The organism is Bifidobacterium dentium JCM 1195 = DSM 20436 (genome assembly GCF_001042595.1).
Taxonomy (GTDB): domain Bacteria; phylum Actinomycetota; class Actinomycetes; order Actinomycetales; family Bifidobacteriaceae; genus Bifidobacterium; species Bifidobacterium dentium.
Genome location: NZ_AP012326.1, coordinates 1,868,307 through 1,890,275 on the forward strand (window position 1 = coordinate 1,868,307; position 21,969 = coordinate 1,890,275).

Sequence of the window (21,969 nt, forward strand, 5' to 3'; positions counted from 1 at the left end):
GAGAAGCCATTACGAGGTAAGAAACCTCCATCTACTGGAAGAATTAACCCGTTAAGAAGCATCCCAGCAGGGTAAAACCTCCAGTGGGTGGAGGAATCAAGACGCAGAAGCGAAATCACACGACGGCGCGCGGCCCGTCCTGCAGATCACCGAAGACCGGCGTCTACAACGTCACCATGGCACCTTCATCCGCCGCCTTCTTGACGGCGTTGAGCACCTCCAGCGACTTGATGGCGTCTTCCGGCGTGACGATCGGCTCAACCTCACCGCGCAGCACCTTCAGATAGTGCACCAGCTGAAGACGATGCGGCAGTCCCTCCTTCACGCCCTGAATCTCACAGGTGAGCGGCTTCGTCCAGTCACTTACACCATCCCGGTATGTGAAGAGCTGCAATCTCGGCAGAGACAGTGACCCCTTGGTACCCATGATGAAATACGCGTCAGTGTCGAACGGCGCGAAGAACGGGTTCTCTCGTGCGGTCGCTTCCCAATTCCACGGGCTGGCCGCCGCGTCGGAAAGCGTGATCGAGCCAAGCGTGCCGGATTCGAAGCGTACATTGACCACTGCGGAATCCTCCACTTCGAATCCTCGAGCGCTGTTGGCCGCCATGCCTTGAATTTCCACGGGTTCGCCGATCAGATAGCGCATGAGATCAACATCGTGCACCATGTTCACGAGAATCGGGCCGGCGCCTTTCTGCCTGCGCCAGGGAATGTCGTAATACGTATCCGGCTTGTAGATGTTGTAATGCACGGAAACCGTCACGATGCGGCCGAGCACGCCGGATTCGATGATTTCCTTGGCACGCTGCACCTTCGGATTATGCCGGCGATGCTGACCGACCAATACCGGAAGGCCGATTTCGCGGGCCTCCTTCGCGAAGATGCGCGCGTCGTCCAGGTCGTCGCTGATCGGTTTTTCCACCAGTGGCGGCACGCCATGTTCGAGTGCCGCGCGCGCCATGGGCAGGTGCAGGCCGTTCGGCGATGCGATCACCACGCCGTCAAGCGCCACATGATCGAACATGTCATTGTAGTCCGCATACCATTCGACGTCGATGGATTTCGCCAATTCCTCCGATTCGGGCATCGGATCGGCGATCGCCACCAATTTCGCATCAGGATTGTCTTGAATGTAACGGATATGGTCGCGCCCCATAGCGCCTGCGCCGATTACGGCGAGTTTGAGCTGTTGCGTCATAAGTAACTCCTTTGTTGGCGTCGTTTCGCTGTCTGGTTCTTCCTTCGGAATATTCCGCGACTGCGTCTACTTGCGTTTCGGCATCATAGTGCCGGTTTTCCTAACCTTCGTCATCAGCAGCAACACAACGGCAAGGCCGATGAGCGTGATCACGGCCGCAGCATAGAACGCGTTGCGATATCCGACCGTCTCGTCGAACAGGCTGGTGGCGATGCGCGGTCCGATCCATGCGCCCAGCGCGTACCCTAGGAACATGATGCCGTAGTTGATGCTCAGATGCTTTGTTCCGAACGTCTCGCCGGTCAGTGGTGGGTAAATCACCAGCAGAGCGCCGAACGCGAATCCGAGTACGATTACACAGCCGATGAAGAACGGCGCGTTCGTTGCGAACGACATGGCCACCATCGCCAGCACGGTAGCAATCAGCATCACGGCAAGGCACTTGAACGCGCCCAGCTTGTCGTAGAGGGCGCCGAACGCAAGACGGCCCACGAAATTCGATAACGTGTTAATCGACACCACCATCGCTCCGAAGGCGGCGGCCGTCATCGCACCGACCTGGCCGACCTAATACTGGGCGATCGATGACAGCGCACCGACAAGCATGGTGCCGGCGGTCGCCGCGGCCGCGTAGACGAGCAGCAGCACATAGAACCGCGGCGAAGCGAGCATCGCCTTCCAATCAAAGCCGTCGTCTTCGGCATTGTCGGCGGAGGTTGCGGGAGTAGGCGGATTCCAGCCTTTCGGACGGTACCCTTCCGGCACCGGCGAGACGAACAGCGAGCCCAATGTGATGGTGATCCAGAACGTCATGCCGAGAATCTTCAACGCGGTGGAGACGCTGAACGTGCTCGACAGGAAGCTGGCGATCGGAGACAGGGTGGCTGGCCCGATGGCGGCCGCGGCAAGCAGAATGCCGGACGCCTTGCCGCGGATGTCGGGGAACCAGCGCTGTGCGGTGGTGAGCGTCGGGTTGTATACCAGGCCGTTTCCCATGCCGGCGATCACGCCGTGGCAGAGGTACAGCATCGGAATGCTGGTGGCCATGCCGGTCAGGAACCAGCCCAGGCCGAATACCAGTCCGCCGACGATCATGACCTTTCGTGGACCGAATCTGTCGGAAATGCGACCCGAAAAGATGCCGGTGACGGCCATGACCGTCTGGAAGATGGAATACGAGAGGCTCACGTCGGTTTTGCTCCACCCGTTCTGTTCGCTCAACGGTGTCAGAAATACACTGAACAGGGCGATGGATGCCACGAAGAACATGACCACGAACGCGGCCGACAAAATGCCGTAACGGTTATGTTCCTTGGTTGCGGTTGCCATATAAGGCTTTCCTTTCCAGCAATTGCTTTTCGAAACCGCAATTGCGATTGTCCGTGCGAAGCCACGCCCCTTTGCGCGGCTTCGCGTTATACCGAGATTTTCGAGTACCGCTTACAGCAGTCCGCGCTGCTTGAGCGAGTTGATCGCGAACTGGCGACGACCGCCCGGCTTCGGCGTCAGATCCCCCATCATCAGGTGGAAGCCACCGTCCACGTTCACTTCGTCTCCGTTGACGAAATCCGATCGTGGCGACGCCATCCATGCCACCGCATTGGCGATGTCCTGCACTTCACCGATGCGACGGGATGCAATCAGCCGTTCGCGATCCTTGGTGACCTGCGGATCGGCGTAGCATGAGGCCGACATCGGGGTTTTCACAAAACATGGGCATACACAGTTGGACCGAATACCGAACGGCCCCCATTCGGCCGCGATCATCTTGGAGAGCATGCCAAGACCGGCTTTCGCACAGGAATATGCGCCGGAGAACGTTTCCGGAGAGTGCGAGGCGACCGTGGAGATGTGCACGATCCGACCGGACTTGTGCTGCAGCATCACCTTGCCGAATGCCTGTGAAAGGATGAATGCACCGGTCAGGTTGACGTTGATTACATCCTTCCAATCCTGCAAAGGCAGATCCTCGAGCGGAGCGAACCGTAGAATGCCGACGGCGTTGACGAGCACATCGACGGTGCCGAAGTCCGCGACGATCTTGTTACGCAGGATCTCGACATCGGCGGCATCGGAGATGTCGCAACCGTACCCTTTCGCCTCTGCGCCGTAGGTCTGTGCGACTTCGACGGCAAACGTGCGGGTAGCCTCTTCGCTCACATCCACCAACGCCAGTCGGGCGCCGGCTTTGGCGAGTTCACCGCAGATCGCGGTGCCCATGCCGCCAATGGCACCCGTCACCACGCATACGTCGCCTGCCAATCCCAGCCAGTCATACTGTCTTGAAGCCGGATTTTCAATCATCTTTTCATTCATGGGAGCTTCTCCTTTAAATTTTTCCCAGATTCCGCATCTTTGTCGGAATAATCAGCACCGATGGTAGACTTTGCCCCGAGGGTAAGGTCAAGGAGGACGACGTGGACGCGGAGGACGAACTGCTGACGATTGGCGAGGTGGCCAAATTGGATGGCATCACCACCAAAGCGCTGCGTTACTATGACGCGCATGGCATTTTGAAGCCCGCAGCCGTCGACCCGATGACCGGATACCGCTATTACACACCCGACCAGATGCTTGACGTGGATGTGATGCGCATCTTCATCTCTTCCGGCATCCCGCTGGAATCGTTGGAACAATACCGTTTCGAAGATGGGTCATTGGATTGGCGGAGCGTACTGGCAGCCGCACAATCGCAAGTTGACGAACGCATGAGGCAGTTGCGATATTTGCAGACCACGATCAACGATTATGCCGGCGAACTGGTCCGCAAGGCGCACTCCCCCGCTGATGGTGTGGTCCGTTCCGATCTGCTCCCAACGTGGCTGGTCTCAACCGATTGGCCGTTCGACGCTCCGTGCAACATGAAGCAGTATCTGCGCACGATGACGGACCTGCGCAAGGCCATTCGCGAAGCGTCGGCACCGCATCTTTTACGCCGGGGCATACTTATGGATTTGGAACGGCGACAGGCGTTCGCCTTTCATCAGTTCGCCCCTTCGCAGCACATGCTTGACGTATTCCATTCCGGCGATCGTTCACGATTGATATGCGATTACGATTTTCCCGGTAATACGACCGTCATCAACCCGCCCGGAGGCCCTGCAGAAAGCCAGGTGATCGAGCGTGAATCCCTCGTGGAATGCTTCAACGACGGCACTGCGATGGCGTTGAAACTCAACCCGCGGGATTGGCCGCACGTGACCATGACGGAGATTTGGGGCAGCCGCACGCCCGACGGATCGGTACGCATCCGCTTCACCCGCCATCGCTGCACGCCGCTCTACGCCCTACAATCGTAATTATTCAAATTACGATTTAACAAATTACGATTTGCCGCTCGGAAAAGCACTATCTGCTGTTCGCGCTCAACGGTTTCAGCACCGAACTGGAGAGACTGGCACAGGACAATCCGTCAATACGGCTGGTATCCGTTGAACAGCTCTACCAGTAGTAACGCCACCGATTCACGCGGCACGAACACGCAACACCGTGCGCGCCCAGCTACTGTCCGTCGGCGTAGCCATCCATGTCAGGACCGTCAAAACCATCGTCGAAACCCGGAACTTCCGGGCCGGGGCCACTAGGACCACCAATGAATTCACGAGCGGACATGCCGTTTTCCTTGCGGGAGGCATCCACGGCTTCCTGTAGCGCCTGCCGAACTTCGAAGCCATGCACGATGTTCTTCAACACCACGACACCATTGCCGGACGACTGGTCACGCGTGTCAAGAACCAGCGTACTCATGCCGAACAGACGCTGCAGGAACGAACGCTCGACACTGATGTCGACGATACGAAACAGTTTGATCAGATTGAATTTCTCATTCAATATGCCCGTTTTGATGCTCATCTCCTTATCGGTGAGCGTATATACGGTGAAGGTGAACGGAGTACGGCACCAATTACGCTTACGCTGCTTCCACAGCACATTGCCGCTTGCAACTTTCATAGGGGCTCCTTTGTCTCGTACAATAATTGCCACAACACGACGTTTCACGCATATTGTACCGGTTATCAAACGACACAGCCCGCATCATCCACACATGTTCAGCAATCGGCAACATCGCACTCCGTCAATCATGACCCAACGGATCACGATTCCTTGAACGGACCGGAGACGCGATCAACCCACGCGCTTCGAGAAGCGAAACATGAGCAGGGCGAGAATCTCACCGACTACGGCCATGCCAAGGAACACCCACATGCTGGTGGAGAATCCCGCCACGTAGGACGCCGACTGACTCATTCCGGAAGCGGCGTTCGCGCCTGCACATTCGGCGATGAGCGTGGAAGCCACCGCCGTACCGATGGCACCGGCAAGCTGCTGCACGGTGTTCATCACGGCGGATCCATCGGCGTTCATCGAAGCCGGCAACTGGTTCAGCGCATGGGTCTGATCAGGTACGAGCACGAACCCGGAAGCCGCCATGAACAACGCGTAGGCTATCGCCACCGCCCATTCATGCGCACCGCCAAGCATCATCGCAACGTCCATGACCGCCACGCCCACGAAACCGCAGGAGATGAATTTCGGCGGGAAATGCGCTTTCAGCGCACTGCCGATCAGCGGAGCGGAAACCGCGCCGACCACGGCTCCCGGCAGTAGAATCAGGGCGGCGATCATGCTGGTATGTCCAAGACCTCGCTGCAGCAGAATCGGCAACAGGAAGTTGACGCCGAGCACGCCACCGGACGACATGAGCAGAATCACCATGCCAAGCGTAAAGCCAGGGTACGTGAACGTACGCACTTCGATCAGCGGATGTTCCATCCTCAGCTGCACGAAGGCGAACACCGCCAACACCACGACGGCACCGACGAGTACGGCCCAGAATCGCCAATCGCCATTCCATTGCGCGAAGAAGCTGGCCGCGACGATGACCCCGGCCAGACCGAGCGCGATCAGCAGCAACGACGGCGCCGACAGATACCCCTTCTCACCATGACGGATGTCGGGGATGGTTGCGGTACCGAGCAGGAAAGCGATTACAAGGAACGGAATCATGGCGTAGAAAATCCAATGCCAGTCAAGGAATTCCATGACCAAGCCTCCGAACACCGGGCCGATGGCCGGGGCCGCGCAGGTCACGAGGCTGACCAGGCCGAGCATCATGCCTCGCCTGTACAACGGCGCCTTTTCCAGAATGATGTTGGTCAGCAGCGGTAGTGAAACGCCCGTTCCGAGCGCCATGATGAGTCGCGCCGCGAGCAGCATCGGGAAATTCAGCGCAAGAGCTCCGACCAGAGTACCCGCCGAGAACAGTACGATGGCGGTGACGAACAGTGCCTTCGTCGAAAAACGTCGCACCATGAACGGTGAGGTCGGAATCGCCACCGAAAGCAGCAACAGATAGCCGGTGGTAAGCCATTGCACCACGTCAGCGGAAATGGCGAATTCCTCCATCAGTGTCGAATAGGCGATGTTCAGTGATGTTTCGGACAGGATGCCAAGAAACGTCAGGATGGCGAGCGCCACCACCACGACGGTGAGCCGTCCCTCATTCATATATTTGCCGGGCTGCGATTCCTCCCGCATTGTTTCCATCGGTTGCCCCTGCTGTTTTTCGCGTTCCGTCATGATTGGCGATTCCTCTCTCTTCAACATGCGCGACCGCATCGTGTGTCGCACGATTCGGTTGTCCATCTGGTCTATTGCTTCGTCGCCGTATGCGATCGGGACTCGTCACCCGCCATCAGCGTTTCGACGTGCGCCGGCCAGGCATCGGCCACCTGCGTGGTCCACTCCCCTCCCCGATCTGCGCCCATCAGCCGATGCATGGCCTGCAGCGTGGCGACCGTGGTGGCGGCGTCTTGCGGATCGATGCCGGACAGTACGCCGCACAGGTGTTCGTGGAACTGATGCACGTACAGTTCACGGATTTCCTCGGCGGCTTCCGTCAGGCTCAACGTCACCGCACGACCGTCGGTTTCGGATGCGTGCTTGACCACAAGACCTTTGCCGACCAGCTCGTTGACCAGTTTCGTAATGCTCGGTGCGGTCACTCCCAGAAAAGCGCTGATGCCGCTGACCCGTGCGACCGGAGTCGGGGATTCGGCCTGATGATTGAGATTCCAGATGGCGTCGATGACGTGCACATGCCGCGGTTTCATGCTTCTCGGTAGTTCCGGCAACGCTTCGGTGATACGTTTCGCCGTCCAGCATGCGTCGATCAGATCACGCACGTCATCCAAAGACAGTTGCCGTCGGCCACTTCGCGATTCCGTCATGACGCCTCCACATATCGTTACCAATAGTCATTACCAAGAGTAAGTATATGAATGCCCTAGACAACCGGCGGACTTTCCGTATCAGCCGCCAGATCATGTTTCGGAAAACCATAATTTCATCAACGAAACAGGCGTGCACCCATTGGATGCACGCCTGTATTCCACAAAAACCTCAATAGCCTTTTCCGCTACGCACGGCGAGCGGCAAGCTCCCTGCCGATCCGGCCGATGCGCCCGTCAAGATCGTAGAAGAAAAGCAATACGGCCATGACCACGACCATGGCGACCGGCACCCATACGAAGGTGTTGACCATGGCGGACACGGTGACGGCGGACTGCGTGGCTCGCGAACCGTCATAGCCGCTGGCGCCGAGGACCCATGCGATGGCGGCCGAGGAGACGCCCATGGCCACCTTCATGGAGAAGCTGGACGAGCTGAACACGATGCCGTCGGAGCGCACGCCGCTTTGCCATTCGCCGTACTCTACCACGTCGCCGCTCATGGCATTGAGCGCGGCGTTCATCGGGATGATGCCGATCATGCGCACGACGATAGAGACGAAGAACACCCACAGATCGCTCGGATCGATGAACACCAGCAGACTGCCGGCGGCGACGAGCACAAGTCCCGCCATCGAGGAGTTGCGTTTGCCAAACCTGGCCACAAGAGGGCCGGCGAACGGCAGGCCGATGACCATCGGGATGACGGTGGCCAAACCGATTACGGCGGTCAGATTGGAATTGCCGAGCACATACTTGGCGATATAGGCGGCCATGCCGTTGGCGATGCCGTTATAGGTCCACAGCGCGAAATTCAGGCCAAGCGTGAGCCACCAGTACTTGTTGCGCACCAGCGCTTTGAAATGTCCGCCCACGCAGACCTTGCCATCGTTGCCATCCGTGCCGCCGTCAGATTCGAAGGAAGCGACTTCACACGTATTCGCGAAGGTGAACCAGTAGCCGAACGGAATCATGACGGCAATCACGCCGAAGAAGACGCCCCAGCCGATCGACGTTCCCCCGAACGCGTTCACAATCGGCATGGCGAGCACGTAGACGAGCATGGCACCCACATTGGCGATGGTCATGCGGAAGATGTTGAGCTGCGTCTTTTCACCGGAATCGGCGGTCAGCAGCGAGGTGAGCGAGGCATACGAAACGTTCACGGTCGAATAGGCCACGTTGACGATCGCATACACGGCCCACGCATAGATCACGCCGGCCGGAGAGTTGCCGAACGGGTCGAGGAAGAGGAACAGGAACGCAATGCCGTAGGCGATGCCGCCGAACAGCATCCACGGGCGGGCCTTGCCCCAACGGGACTTGGTCTGGTCGACCAGAATGCCGACGGTCAGATCCCAGAAGGCCACCACCAGACGCACGACGAGCAGCATGGAGGCGACCATGGACGGCGAGAGCCTGACCACATCCGTATAGAACATGGTCAGATAGGTGGCCATGGCGATATTGCCGATGGACGTCCAGAAATCGCCCATACCGAAGGCGAATTTCGTCAGGAACGTCAGTTTGCCCTGGGGTTTGATGGTTGCAGACATAGTTCTTCCCTCATGTCGCTTTTGTGAGATAACAGGCAGGCCCCTCCCTCTGATGAGGGAGGCGGCAAAGCATGATGTCAGGCCTTGCGAATGCGCACGGCCATGTATTGACGGCCAAGATCGACGCGCACGGAGTTTTCGTAGGCGTCCGGCAGCGTTTCGACGGTCATGTTCCACGTGTCGATCACGTCGACCACGTAGGCGGATCCGGCCGGCAACGGGATTTCACGATACTTCGGACGGAACCAGCCGAAATAGATCAGCTGGTAATCGTCACCACCGCGCAGCACGGGAACGTCCCAGTACTGTGCGGCCTTCTCGACCGCAGGTGCCACGTTTACGGATCCGTTGATCGGATTGGCAATCGGCCATGCCCGATCGGCGTCGAGATCGCCATCCAACGGCGTCGCGTCGAGCGGAACGTCGTCGAAGATCGAACGCATGAACGCGATGCGCGCCGGGGCGTCGCCGTGCAGTTCGCCGCCATGCGCCCACCAGATCTGCTCGTCTTCGTCGATGAACGTCTCACCGTGGGTCACGTAGCCGCCGCGCATGGCACCTTCCCAGAAGCGACGCATGAGTTCTTCGCCGGTCAGGTTGCCCCAGCCCCAATAGATGTTGCCTTCGTAGCCCGGTTCGTCGCATACGACCGGCTTGCCATAGGCCTTACGCCAGTCGGCGATGCATTCGGTGGTACGGGTCACGTCCACACGCTGGATGGAGCAGTGGGTGCACCACGGTTCGTTGTAGTCGTAGATCGGAATGCAGTTGTGGATGGAGCGCAGGTGGCCGAACGCATCGTTGGCCATAACCACACGTGCGTACTCACGCCAGTCCTCGAGCGACTTCTGAGGCATGAGATCGTATTCGTTGGCCAGCGACCACCACACGTTCTTGTAGGCACCGTAGCGACGGGCCATATAGGCGAGGTACATCTCGTCTTCAACTTTGGTCATCTTGGAAAAGCCCCAGTCCGGCTTGTCATACGGGTGCAACAGGATGATGTCCGCCTCGATACCGAGCTCGTCAAGCTGGGCGATGCGGCAATCGAGGTTCGCGAAGAATTCCTCGTCGAAACAGGTGTGGTCGAAACCGGTTTCACGGGTGCCCGGATAGGCGTAGGCCCATGGGTCGGCGGTGTTGAAGTCGTAGAACTTCGGGAATACGCACATGCGAATCTTGTTGAATGGCGCCTTGGCGAGCGTGGCGACGGTGCGGTCCTGCACGTCGGTCGGCTGGCTCACCCATGCGTAGCAGGTGGTGCCGTAAAGCTGGTACGGAGTGCCATCCTCATAGGTGAAACGGTATTTGAGTTCGCTGCCATAGGCTTCGCGGGCCTTGCCGGAAAGCGCTTCGGTTGCGGTAAGCACACGACCGTGGTTGTCCTGCGTCGCCGGAGTCACGGTGAAGACGCCGGTTTGACCGTCGAGCGCCGGATCGGTGCTCCGGGTCGTGAATGCCCACCGCCCCGCCGACGATGCCATGAAGCGCACGGAGTAGTTGCCGTTGCCGCGATAGAAGCCGCCGACGACAACGATCTGGCCGGTCTCGGCATTGGTGAAGTCGGCGGAAAGCGTCACATCCTGATATGGGTTGCCTTCCGTGGTTCCGGTGAGATTGATTTCGAACAGTCGGTGCTGCTCGACCTGTGTCTTGTATTCCGCCATGATTGCCGCCCTTTGGTTGGTCGGTGCCGCACGACGACGTGCGACGCGTTCGAACGTGTTGACTGGTAGCAATCAACAGCAAACGGATACCGGAACAACAATCCGATTGTTATTGATTACTAACTAGTAACTTACTGGTTGATAACTTACTTGTCAACCCACGACACGCCCACAGCCGCCCCGACCCCGACCGACATTCGGCTTCCTTGACATGCCAGGCAAAACACGAATCATCGACGCTCGCCCACGAATCTTCCGCGGACGTCACCGATACCCATCCCACTGCGGCGACGGGAACAGATACGCCTCATATCTTTTCCACTCCTCCAGATAGTCCACGCCCTCGGGATCGGCCAGCCAACGGCCTTCAAGCCCATACATGGCGGCATTGGCCAACTGATATGCCAGCATGCCGTCCACCCCTTCGGGAACCGCCCAGTCAAACTGCGCGAAATTATCCCACATGCCTTTGGTGCGCTCCACGAAATATCGATGCGCCGGATGTTCGGCCGACATGGCCTCGGTGTTGAGCATTTGGAACAGCCGCACCATTTCAGGTTGCCGCACATTCTGTTCGACCACCGCGCGCAACGCGGACGGGATATGCGGACGCTCACCCGCCCTGTCGCCGCCGGCGCGGAAATGGCCCAGATATTCAGTCTCCGCCCCCGACATGTCATAGTAACGTTCCACCACCAGCACCAGCAGATTGTGCTTGCTTTTCACGCGATGGATCACGGCCGTCTGCGTCACGCCGATTTCCGAAGCGATGTCCTGCAACGACAATCCGTGGTAGCCCTTTTGACCGATCAACCGCACGGCTACGTCGATGATCTGGTTGAGGCGCTCTTCGGCGCTCATCCTTTTCGACACCGCTTTCTTCTTCGGCTTCGGTTCCGCCATCAGCGCGGTGATGGCCGATTTGTCGAGCACATCAAGATCGTCGGCGTCCACCTTGTCAACCGCCATATCGAGCCTCCTGACACATCAGACAATCACTTAAGTTACCAATTAATAATTATGCCGCAAGTCGTATGTGAAAATCACGGAAAACCAATAAGACACACCGCAATCACATCAATGATTTGACATCGAAGTTATCGGTAGCTAACTTATAAGTTATCTGGTAGTAACCAGTAACCGGAACAACGAAGTCATCCCATAACCAACTGCAATAGGCACCAAGGAAGGTGTATACACATGGAATCGCAGATCATCGCCGCCGAGGAGCTCGCTCCCGACACCGGCAAGCCGGTAAGCAAACTCAACCTCGGCCGTTTCGGCGCAGGCTTCATCTTCTTCTGCATCGTCTTCATGATGTCCGGCACCATCGGATCCACCGTACTGCTACCGGCCCGCTTCAATACGCTGGGCATCGGTCAGGGCGAGACGATTCTCGGCACGATGAACTCCATCGGCATCATCTTCGCCCTGATTTCCAACGTCATCTTCGGCGCGCTGTCCGACGCCTCGCATAGCCGCTTCGGCAAGCGTACGCCATGGATCATCGTCGGAGGCCCGATCGCCGGCCTCGGTTTCTACCTGACCTCCATCTCCCCCACACTGCCGACCATCGTCGCCTCCTGGTCGTTGCTGCAGATTGGCCTGAACTGCATGATCGCACCGTGCGTGGCGATTCTGTCCGATCGCGTTCCCCAGAAATACCGTGGTTCCATGTCCGCCTTCTACGGCGCCGGACAGATCGTCGGCCAGTCCATGGGCACCATCATCGGATCCGCATTCATCGACGCGCCGAAGACCGGCTTCATGATCGGCACCATCTGCTGGTGCCTGTGCGGCATCGGCACCGTGCTGCTGCTTCCGCGTGAACTGTCCGCAGCCACCGACACAACCGAAAAGTTCGACATCAAGCAGGTCGCCATGCAGTTCCGCCCGCCGACCAAGGGCGCACGCGACTTCTACCTGGCGCTCATCGGACGGCTGATGCTCATCTTCGGCTACAACATGATCGTCGGCTACCAGCTGTACGTGTGCATGAAGTACATCGGACAGGATGCCAAGGCCGCCGCGGCGACCGTGTCTACCATGGCAGTGATCACCATGATCGTCTCGCTTGTCGTATCCCTGGTTTCCGGTCCAATCTCCGACAGGATCGGCAAGCGCAAGCTGCCGGTGTTCGTCTCCTCCGCCATCATCGCCATCGGCATCGCCGTGCCGTGGGTCCTGAAGTCCCAGTTCTCCATGTTCGCCTATGCGGCGCTCATGGGCCTTGGATACGGCATCTACATGGCCGTGGATCAGGCACTGAACGTCGACGTGCTGCCGAATCCGGACGAAGCCGGCAAGGATCTCGGCATCCTGAACCTCGCCAACACCCTCGGCCAGGTCATCGCACCGATCGTCGTCTCCTCCATCGTGGTCGCCACCGGCGGTTACTTCCTGGTATTCCCCATCGCCATCGCCGCCGTGATGGTCGGTGCAGTGGTGATCCTGTTCATCAAAAAAGTGAAGTAGGTTCACCGACCGCAAGCGGCCCGCACAAGCCGCATAACCGGCAAAGCCCGTTCCCTCCGAGATCCTCCGCTCTCTCCGCTTTCGGAGGGAACGGGCTTTGCCATGCCAACAGGTCCGTCCGTTCGAAAGCCATCCATTACTTCATTTGCAAAACCATCCCTCAACTGCTAAACTACCAATTGGTAATTAAAGGACATCGCTTCAATGAGGAAAGTGAGCAATCCCATGACCGGCAATACCACCGAACTGCCATACAAGAACCCCGAACTTCCCGCCGAAGAACGCATCGCGGACCTGCTCGGCCGCATGACCCTCGAAGAGAAGGTCGGTCAGATGATGCAGCTTGACGCCCGCAGCGGCGATCTGGACGATCTGATCGTCAACAAGCACGTCGGCTCCATCCTGCACACCTCTCCCGCCGACCTGCCCCGCGCGGTCGAAACCGTGAACACCAAGACCCGCCTCGGCATTCCGCTGGTCATCGGTGACGACTGCATCCACGGCTACTCCTTCTGGCCGGGCGCCACCATCTTCCCGGAGCAGCTCGGCATGGCCGTCAGCTGGGATTCCGAAAAGGTACAGGCCGCAGGCCGCGCCACCGCCGAGGAAGTATCCACCACGGGCGTGCACTGGACCTTCTCCCCCGTGCTGTGCATCGGCCGCGACACCCGTTGGGGCCGCGTGGGAGAAACCTTCGGCGAGGATCCGTATCTGATCGGCGAGATGGCCTCCAGCATCGTCAAAGGGTATCAGGGCGGAGCCAAGGCCGGCGAACCGCTCGCCAAGGATGCGATCTTGGCCTGCGCCAAGCATTTTGCAGGTTATTCCGAAACCCAGGGCGGCCGCGACGCCTCCGAAGCGGACCTGAGCCATCGTAAGTTGGAATCCTGGTTCCTGCCGCCGTTCGAACGCGTAGCCAGGGAAGGCTGCGGCACGTTCATGCTCGGCTACGAATCCATCGAAGGCGTGCCGGTCACCTTCAACAAGTGGCTGCTGTCCGACAAACTCCGCGGTGCTTGGAACTATCAGGGCACGCTGATCACCGACTGGGACAACGTCGGCCGTTCCGTCTGGGAGCAGAAAGTCAAGCCGGATTACGTGCATGCGGCCGCCGACGCGGTCAAGGCCGGCAACGATCTGGTCATGACCACCCCGCAGTTCTATGAAGGTGCGCTCGAGGCGGTACGCACCGGCTTGCTCGACGAATCACTGATCGATGCCGCCGTCTCCCGCATTCTCGCACTCAAGTTCCGTCTGGGCCTGTTCGAGGATCCGCGCCTACCGGATCAGGAACGTATCGACGCGGTCATCGGCTCCGACGAGCATCAGCGGCTCAACCTCGAGTTGACTCGCGAATCCGTGGCGCTGCTTAAGAACAACGGATCCCTGCCGTTCGCCGCAGACGATGCGAAACGCATCGCCGTGGTCGGCCCGCTCGCCGACGACGCACAGACCCAGCTGGGTGATTGGGCCGGCAATTCCGGACAGGTCAATTGGATGCCGGACGGCCATCCGCGCCACATGATCACCACCGTGCTCGATGCGTTCAAGCAGCTCGCACCGGCAGGATGCAACGTGGTCCACTCCCGCGGTGCGAATATCGTGGATCTTGTACCCGATCCGGAAGGCGAGTTCTATCCGGATGGTCAGCCGCGACCGAAAATCGGCGTCTCCGCCGCAGTGGACCAGACCATGATCGACGAAGCCATCGAGAATGCACGACAGTCCGATTTGGTTGTCGCCGTGGTCGGCGATGTGGTCCAGCTCATCGGAGAGGGCTGCTCCACCGGCACGCTGGAACTGCTCGGCGGGCAGAACGCACTGCTCGAGGCGCTGTCCAACGTAGCTCGCGAAACCGGCAAGCCATTGGTCGTGGTGCTCATGAGCTCCAAGCCGATGGTGTTGCCGGCCTGTGTGATCGGCACCAATGGCGTGATCGTCGACGAATCCGCCGCCGAAGGTACTTCCGCACTGCTGTGGGCGCCAAGCCCGGGCATGAAGGGCGGCCAGGCCATCGCCGAAATCATTCTCGGCATCACCGAACCGAGCGGACGCCTGCCGATCACCTTCCCACGCCACGCAGGCCAGCTGCCGGTCTACTACAACCAGATTCGCGGCCAGCACGGCAACCGCTACGCCGATCTCACGCAGGATCCGGCATTCGCATTCGGCGAAGGCTTGGGCTATACCACGTTCGAGTACGGCGAACCGGCCATCACCAACGTTCCGGACTCCGGCGCCTTCACCGAATCCGACACCGTGCATGCCGAAATCACGCTCACCAATACCGGCGAACGCAAGGGTATCGAGGTGGTGCAGGCGTACATCGGCGACATCGTCACCTCTTACAGCTGGACCGATCGCGAGCTTAAGTCGTTCAAGCGCGTCGAGCTCGCGCCGGGAGAAAGCAAGACGGTCGCATTCGACATTCCGGTCGCCGACTGCACCATCGTCGACCCCGATGCCAATCGTATCGTCGAGCCGGGTGAATTCGAGCTACTCGTCGGCCATTCCAGCCGTCGCGAGGATCTCAAGCGCACCGTCTTCACGGTCGCCTGACGTCTTTCCTCTTACATAGTGGGTGAATGCACCGCGCTCACCCACATCCTGACGAAAGCACGACTTGCCGAGAACGCCGTTTTCGGCAAGTCGTGTTTTTTCTTTTCCCGACTGCGAACATATATCCGAGGTTAATTCTATTAGGATTGCAGAGCACGATTCACGCAAGGTGCCGCAATACCGAATCGTGCACGACCGACCGGCTCCAGCAGCTTCGACCAGCCCCTGCAGACCCAATCAGCCCGACAGATTCAATCAGCGATACGCATCCCACAGCGGTGAGGGGAACAGCAGATTCTCCATTTCGGACCATTCCGTATACAGATCGACCTCCGGCTCACGCAACCACCACAGCTGAATGCCATCCATGATCTCCATGGTCTTACGGACGATTGGCCGCATGCTCTCATGCCACGAACCCAGCTGCGGCGGGACGAGCCACGGATACCTCGAATAATTTTCCCAAATGCCGTCCATGCGCGACATGAATTCGTCATGCAGCGGATGGCCAGGATTGAGTGATTCGGCCGCCAGTACCGTAAACAACTGCACCATCATGCGACGGCGCGAATTATGCCGGACCAGATAGCGCAAGTAGGCCGGAAACAACGGCGCGGTCGGATCACTGCCGGGCATGCCCGATGCAAAGAAATCCTCCGGAGTGCCGGTACCGTTGTAATACTCGCTATACACCATCGCCAGCATATGATCCTTGTTGCCGACGTATCGCAGCACACCCTGTTTGGAAATGCCGACCTTATCGGCCACATCCTGCACGGAGATGCCGTTGTATCCACGTTCGCTGATCAGCTGCACCGCCGCATCCAGCACTTCCTCACGGCGCTCTTCCGGCGATTTGCGCACGCGCCTCACAACCTCTTCTTCAACCATGATTTCGAGTCTAGCGCCGATGCTGCTTCATTCCCGTTATTTCGCGTCAACCATCATCATAATGAACCGACGTTCCGCAACCGACAAGGAGCGGCCATGAATAACCCCATCATCAACGAGCAGATTCCGCATTCCTAAAAATTCACTTCACCAGCAACGAGACCTGAACCGTGAAAATCGGAGGTATGGCGGTGACGAGAACGTCGCCGCCATAGCGTTTGGCTATCCGTCGTATGCTTTTCAGGCCCAATCCATGCGCGAACGTGTCCGTTTTGGTGGTCTCCGGCAGCCCATCGACCATCGTCAGCTCACCTTCGAAATGATTGTCGACCGATAGTACGATCAGCTTCCCCCGCTGCCGGGCGCTCACCGAAATCACGCGCTTGTCCACATCATCAAAACGCATCACATAATCACAGGCATTATCGAGCGCATTGCCGAGAATCGTATACAGGTCGACCACGTCGATCGCGCTCCAGTCGCAACCAGCCAACGAGCAGGTCATACGGATGTTATTCCGGGCACAGATAAAATTGCGCTCCGTGATGAGCGTATCGAGCGCATCGTTGCCCGTGTTGGCCGTCGCATCATAGACGGTCAACGATTCGCGCACCTCCTTGACCAATTCGCTGCGGCGAGAGCCTTCCATGTATTCCAGTGCGTCAATCTGGTGTTTCAAATCATGCGACTTACGGTTGATGTAGTCGATATTCGCGGAAATCGTATCGAATTGGCGACTCTTCTGTTCGGCGAGTACCTCCAACAGCATGCTTTCCTGCTGCAGTTCGAGCGTGTGGTAGATCGCGTACTGGAACAGGAAGATGAGCACTGCCATCAAACCGGCCATGCCGGTACTGAAATACAGTATGAAGCCGAGCAGACGCTCCCCTTCCGCATCACCGCCGATCAGGCTTCGCAACGTGCCGATGTAGCTCTCGCTAATGCCCATGGAGGCGTTCGTCACCACATACAGCCCCACGAATCCGAGCGCATACAGCAGACACATCGCCCTTCCCGGCGTGTGAGGCATCACATCTCGCACGAACAACGGTGCCAGCCATAAAGCCGCGGCCCCCAAGAACATAACATAGGCGAACAGACTGATTCCCATATAAGCCAGTGGATGATCGGCTTCGAAATCCTTGACGATCACCAGAAACAGCCAATTATGCACGAATGACGTGATGAATCGTTCCACGCACAAACCCATCATCCAGCGTGACATCGCATTCGTCCACGATGTACGGCGGCACAGTTTGATCGCCGCCAATGCCAACAGGAACACCGTGGCAATCCAGATCCGCACGAAATTGGACTGGCTGAGCCAAGACAACGAGACGACCGCCCCCAAACCCACATACAGTGGGTTTGCGATGGCCAACAGCGTCCCGACCGCCATGATTACACTGAGCCACAGGCCGTATCGGGTACGTCGCGTAGCCGAGCCACGGGCGAAAATCCATGTGGCGGCAAGCACCGAGAACACGAATCGGAAGGAATCGAACCAGTCGCAGGCAATATTCCAGTCGGCGGCGGTCATCGTTCCACACTTCCCAGGAATCGCAGATATTCCTGCATCAGCGACGTCTTGTACGTCCGTCCAATCGGCAGGGTCGTTCCGGCGCAGTCAAGTCCAGCGGCACCCAACAGTTTGATGTGCCGCAGATTGACGCAATAGCTCTTGTGGATGCGCGCGAATCCATACGATTGCAGCGTTTTCGACTGCTCATTGATGCTGCCTCGAGCCTTATATACGCCGGATTGCGTATGGAACAGCAGATAATGATCCAGCACTTCAACATAGTGGATCTCCCCTATCGCGAAGGAACGCAATCCGTCGACGGTATCGATCGTCACCACCGTTTCGGCATGCCCCTTGGCCAAACGCAACGCTTTGGTGAACTTCAATTCAAAATCGAAATAGGTCAGCGGTTTGACGATATAGTCCGAAGCCGCCACCTCATAACCGTGAATTGCGCACTGCGCCATATTCGTCACGAACACGATCGTCACGGCATCATCCACCCGGCGTACCCGACGGGCTACCTCCAATCCGTCGGTTCCGGGCATTTCGACGTCCAGAAACAGTATGGCGAAACGTCCACGCCGATAGTCCGCCAGCAAATCGTCACCATTGGAAAAACATTCGACATCGAAGTGCATGCCACGCTCTTCGCCGTAACGCAGGCAATGGCCATTCATCACAACACGCATGGCTGCGTCATCGTCGACGATGGCGATTCGCATGACCACTCCTCTTCAAGTCTCATTCCTTATCTTGATTGTACGCAACCATTGTCGTTCACGACAAAAAAATGACGTTCACGACAATCGAAATCCTTAAAATTTCCCGCGAAATAGGATGAGATTACCACAAGTTTCAAAGATAGCAGCATGTGGGATTTGAATATAAAGGAGAGCACCATGACCCGCAATGGCAAAGCGAAGAGGCCTCTGCCGCTAGCCGCGTCAGTCGCCATGTACGCAATCGCGATCATACTGGCCGCAGCCACGGCGATAGGCAACGTATACGCCAACAAATATTCGGACCTGATTTCCGTCTATTTCAATCAGCCGACCTCCAAGGTCGTATCGGCAAGCAATGAGACCACGGAGCATTTCACATCGGATTACGCCTCCGACGACGAGCGCGAACAGGCACTGGCCGACATGGGCACCACCATTCTTCGAGAGGGTGTGACGTTGCTCAAGAACGAGAACGGTACGTTGCCGCTTGAAGCAACGTCGAAGATCTCCGTATTCGGCCAAGATAGCGTTGACTCGGTATATGGCGGTGGTGGCGCCGGCTCCATCGATACCTCCAAGGCCCAATCGCTGATGGACGCGTTCGAGCAAGCCGGATTCGACGTGAATCCGACCCTGACCGAGTTCTACACCACGGGCGCCGGCAAGGACTACCGCAAGACCTCCACCGACGCCTATGGCAAGGGCACCTTCGCCGTCAATGAGGTACCGGCCTCCGCATACACCGACGATGTGAAGAAGTCGTTCGCCTCCTATAATGATGCGGCGATCGTAGTCATCGGCCGTTCCGGCAGCGAAAGCCAGGATCTGCCGACCGACAAGCTGGCATCCGGCTATACGTACCTGCAACTCGACGATGACGAACGTGCCATGCTGAAGATGGCTTCCGACAACTTCGACAAGGTTGTGGTGCTGCTCAACACCCAGAATCCGATGGAGCTCGCCGACCTGGAAGACGATTCCATCGATGCCGTCATGTGGATCGGTTCGCTCGGACAGACCGGCGCCGGCGGCGTGGCCGAAGCGCTCAATGGCACGGTGAACCCGTCCGGCCACCTGCCCGACACCTACGCCTACGACCTGAAATCCGCCCCGTCCTCCGCGAATTTCGGTTCGTATGCCATCGTCAATGGCACAGACCGTTTCACCTCCTCCTACATGGCATATGCCGAAGGCATCTATGTCGGCTACCGTTATTATGAGACCCGCTACGAGGATGTGGTGCTCGGCAATGAGGCCCGCTCGAATTATGATTACACCAAACAGGTTGCATATCCGTTCGGATACGGCCTGTCCTACACCGATTTCACATGGTCCGATTATTCGATGAAGAAAGCCGATGGCGGCTTCGACATATCCGTGAAAGTCACCAACACCGGCAAGACAGCCGGCAAAGATGTCGTGCAACTGTACATGCAGTCCCCATACACCGACTATGACAAGGCGAACGGCATCGAAAAAGCCTCCGTCGAACTGGTCGGCTATGCCAAGACCGATACGTTGAAGGCCGGAGCGAGCGAAACCGTCACCGTTCACGTCGATCAGGAATCGATGAAAACGTACGATTCCACAGGCGAAGGCACCTACATCATGGACGCGGGCGACTACTACCTGGCCGTCGGCACCGATGCACACAATGCGTTGAACAACATTCTCGCAGCCAAGGGCAAGACCACCGCGGACGGCATGACCGAAAACGGCAACGCCGCCCTGGCCGCCAAACACACCGTGCACTCGCAGGACAACACCACCTACGCCAAATCCGCCGCAACCGATGAAAAGATCTCCAACCAATTCGACGACGTTGACCTGACCACTTATGATAATTCCTTCACATACCTGTCGCGCTCCGATTGGACCGGCAGCTGGCCAGCCACCTATGCCGATGGCAAGTGGACCGCTTCCCAGAAGTTCCTTGATGCGTTGAACATCGACACTGCGCAAAGCGAGCCCGAGCAAAAACCGACCACCGACACCGACAATCCCTCCTATGGCAAACTGAATGCGTCAATGCTTATGGACGCCGACTATGCCGATGAATCCTGGAGTGCATTGATCGGGCAGATGAGCGTCAAAGAACTCGACCAGCTAGTGCGCATCGGCGGCTACGCCACCAAATCCGTAAGTTCCACGCAGCTTCCGGCCACCACCGACAAGGACGGCCCCGCAGGTATCTCCTCCACTTTGGTCGGCGGCGAAAGCGGCATGGGATACCCGAGTGAAATCGTAATCGCGGCAACCTGGAATTCCGATTTGGCCGAATCGTTCGGCAAGGCGATCGGCGAGGATAGCCTCGCCTTGAAGGTGGCCGTCTGGTATGGCCCGGCCTGCAATATTCATCGCAACCCATACGGCGGCCGAGCGTTCGAGTATTTCTCCGAGGATTCATATCTGTCCGGCGCAATGTGCGCCAAAGTAGTCGCCGGAGCCGGCTCCAAGGGCGTGGTGTCCACGGTGAAGCATTTCGCACTCAACGATCAGGAGACCAACCGCATGGGTGGCGCGATATTCGCCAACGAACAGACCATTCGGCAACTGTACCTGAGGCCGTTCGAGATGAGCGTACGCGACGGCGGCGCCACCGCCATGATGGCCTCCATGAACCGAATCGGCTCACGGTGGACCGGCGGACATAAGGGCCTGATGACCAATACGCTTCGTGGAGAATGGGGGTTCAACGGTTTCGTAGTAACCGATCAGGCCTCTTACTCCGTGTTCGCCTACGAAGATCTGCGCGAAGGACTCGAAGCGGGCACCGACCTGTGGCTCAACACCGATGCCGGACTGTGGAAGTTGCCCGATGACGACATGACCGATGGTGTGATCGCCAATATGCAGCGTGCCGCGCATAACATCAGTTATGCGATTTCCCGCTCGAACGCGATGAACGGCTTGTCAGCCAACTCGAAGATCGTCAAAGTGACACCGCTGTGGCGCTGGGGCGTGTATGCGCTCGACGGCGTAGTGACGGTCGGAGCGGTTGCATTGATCGCCATTGCGACCTTGCAGATCCTGCGCCGACGCAAGCGAGACGCAACGGTAGCTGCGGAAACCGGTGAGCCCGCCGCCAATGACGGTGAGTAGTCACGAGTCTGCCCATGCATAACCAATAATCAGCGCGGATG

At 58.2% G+C, this 21,969-nt stretch carries 17 protein-coding genes; 4 read left to right on the top strand and 13 right to left on the bottom strand.

Features of this window, described 5'->3' with window-relative positions; all coding sequences use genetic code 11:
* Positions 1–163: 163 nt before the first annotated feature.
* The 4 genes from BBDE_RS07985 to BBDE_RS08000 all read right to left on the bottom strand — a co-directional run bounded on the left by BBDE_RS07985 (position 164) and on the right by BBDE_RS08000 (position 3,517).
* Positions 164–1,201 (bottom strand): Gfo/Idh/MocA family protein, encoded by a 1,038-nt coding sequence (locus BBDE_RS07985; RefSeq protein WP_003839231.1) that lies wholly within the window; start codon positions 1,199–1,201, stop codon positions 164–166.
* Positions 1,202–1,267: 66 nt separating this feature from the next.
* Positions 1,268–1,726, bottom strand: a complete 459-nt coding sequence (locus tag BBDE_RS07990; protein WP_159430555.1) for an MFS transporter — start codon at positions 1,724–1,726, stop codon at positions 1,268–1,270.
* Positions 1,727–1,768: 42 nt separating this feature from the next.
* Positions 1,769–2,530 carry an MFS transporter gene (locus tag BBDE_RS07995; protein WP_003839228.1) on the bottom strand — a complete coding sequence of 254 codons (762 nt, stop codon included), beginning with the start codon at positions 2,528–2,530 and terminating at the stop codon, positions 1,769–1,771.
* A gap of 111 nt (positions 2,531–2,641) precedes the next feature.
* Complete coding sequence (locus BBDE_RS08000) at positions 2,642–3,517, bottom strand: SDR family NAD(P)-dependent oxidoreductase (protein WP_003839226.1); 876 nt, start codon at positions 3,515–3,517, stop codon at positions 2,642–2,644.
* 101 nt (positions 3,518–3,618) lie between these two features.
* On the opposite strand from BBDE_RS08000, the gene BBDE_RS08005 reads away from it, so the two are divergent.
* Complete coding sequence (locus tag BBDE_RS08005) at positions 3,619–4,500, top strand: MerR family transcriptional regulator (RefSeq protein ID WP_003839224.1); 882 nt, start codon at positions 3,619–3,621, stop codon at positions 4,498–4,500.
* A gap of 202 nt (positions 4,501–4,702) precedes the next feature.
* On the opposite strand, the gene BBDE_RS08010 is transcribed toward BBDE_RS08005, so the two are convergent.
* The 6 genes from BBDE_RS08010 to BBDE_RS08035 form a co-directional block, all read right to left on the bottom strand.
* Entirely contained in the window at positions 4,703–5,152 is a 450-nt protein-coding gene (locus tag BBDE_RS08010; protein WP_003839222.1) for a PH domain-containing protein, read from the bottom strand.
* Between the two features lie 174 nt (positions 5,153–5,326).
* Complete coding sequence (locus tag BBDE_RS08015; protein ID WP_012902391.1) at positions 5,327–6,781, bottom strand: DHA2 family efflux MFS transporter permease subunit; 1,455 nt, start codon at positions 6,779–6,781, stop codon at positions 5,327–5,329.
* A gap of 71 nt (positions 6,782–6,852) precedes the next feature.
* Positions 6,853–7,431 (bottom strand): MarR family winged helix-turn-helix transcriptional regulator, encoded by a 579-nt coding sequence (locus BBDE_RS08020; RefSeq protein ID WP_003839218.1) that lies wholly within the window; start codon positions 7,429–7,431, stop codon positions 6,853–6,855.
* Between the two features lie 188 nt (positions 7,432–7,619).
* Entirely contained in the window at positions 7,620–8,987 is a 1,368-nt protein-coding gene (locus BBDE_RS08025; RefSeq protein ID WP_003839216.1) for an MFS transporter, read from the bottom strand.
* A 77-nt stretch (positions 8,988–9,064) separates the two neighbouring features.
* A complete protein-coding gene (locus BBDE_RS08030; protein ID WP_012902393.1) occupies positions 9,065–10,654 on the bottom strand; it encodes a DUF5605 domain-containing protein in 1,590 nt (529 codons plus the stop codon).
* Positions 10,655–10,918: 264 nt separating this feature from the next.
* Positions 10,919–11,623, bottom strand: coding sequence for a TetR/AcrR family transcriptional regulator (locus BBDE_RS08035; RefSeq protein ID WP_003839213.1), 705 nt, complete (start codon positions 11,621–11,623; stop codon positions 10,919–10,921).
* Positions 11,624–11,854: 231 nt separating this feature from the next.
* On the opposite strand from BBDE_RS08035, the gene BBDE_RS08040 reads away from it, so the two are divergent.
* Positions 11,855–13,129: an MFS transporter gene (locus tag BBDE_RS08040; RefSeq protein WP_003839212.1), complete on the top strand. Its 1,275-nt coding sequence runs from the start codon at positions 11,855–11,857 to the stop codon at positions 13,127–13,129.
* A gap of 204 nt (positions 13,130–13,333) precedes the next feature.
* Positions 13,334–15,688, top strand: coding sequence for a glycoside hydrolase family 3 N-terminal domain-containing protein (locus BBDE_RS08045; protein ID WP_003839210.1), 2,355 nt, complete (start codon positions 13,334–13,336; stop codon positions 15,686–15,688).
* 255 nt (positions 15,689–15,943) lie between these two features.
* On the opposite strand, the gene BBDE_RS08050 is transcribed toward BBDE_RS08045, so the two are convergent.
* The 3 genes from BBDE_RS08050 to BBDE_RS08060 all read right to left on the bottom strand — a co-directional run bounded on the left by BBDE_RS08050 (position 15,944) and on the right by BBDE_RS08060 (position 18,826).
* Positions 15,944–16,579 carry a TetR/AcrR family transcriptional regulator gene (locus tag BBDE_RS08050; RefSeq protein ID WP_003839208.1) on the bottom strand — a complete coding sequence of 212 codons (636 nt, stop codon included), beginning with the start codon at positions 16,577–16,579 and terminating at the stop codon, positions 15,944–15,946.
* A gap of 142 nt (positions 16,580–16,721) precedes the next feature.
* Positions 16,722–18,119 carry a sensor histidine kinase gene (locus tag BBDE_RS08055; protein WP_003839206.1) on the bottom strand — a complete coding sequence of 466 codons (1,398 nt, stop codon included), beginning with the start codon at positions 18,117–18,119 and terminating at the stop codon, positions 16,722–16,724.
* Positions 18,116–18,826, bottom strand: coding sequence for a LytR/AlgR family response regulator transcription factor (locus BBDE_RS08060; RefSeq protein ID WP_003839205.1), 711 nt, complete (start codon positions 18,824–18,826; stop codon positions 18,116–18,118). The genes BBDE_RS08055 and BBDE_RS08060 overlap by 4 nt, the downstream gene beginning before the upstream one ends.
* Positions 18,827–19,003: 177 nt before the next feature.
* On the opposite strand from BBDE_RS08060, the gene BBDE_RS08065 reads away from it, so the two are divergent.
* Positions 19,004–21,928 (top strand): glycoside hydrolase family 3 protein, encoded by a 2,925-nt coding sequence (locus BBDE_RS08065; protein ID WP_012902397.1) that lies wholly within the window; start codon positions 19,004–19,006, stop codon positions 21,926–21,928.
* Positions 21,929–21,969 lie beyond the last annotated feature (41 nt).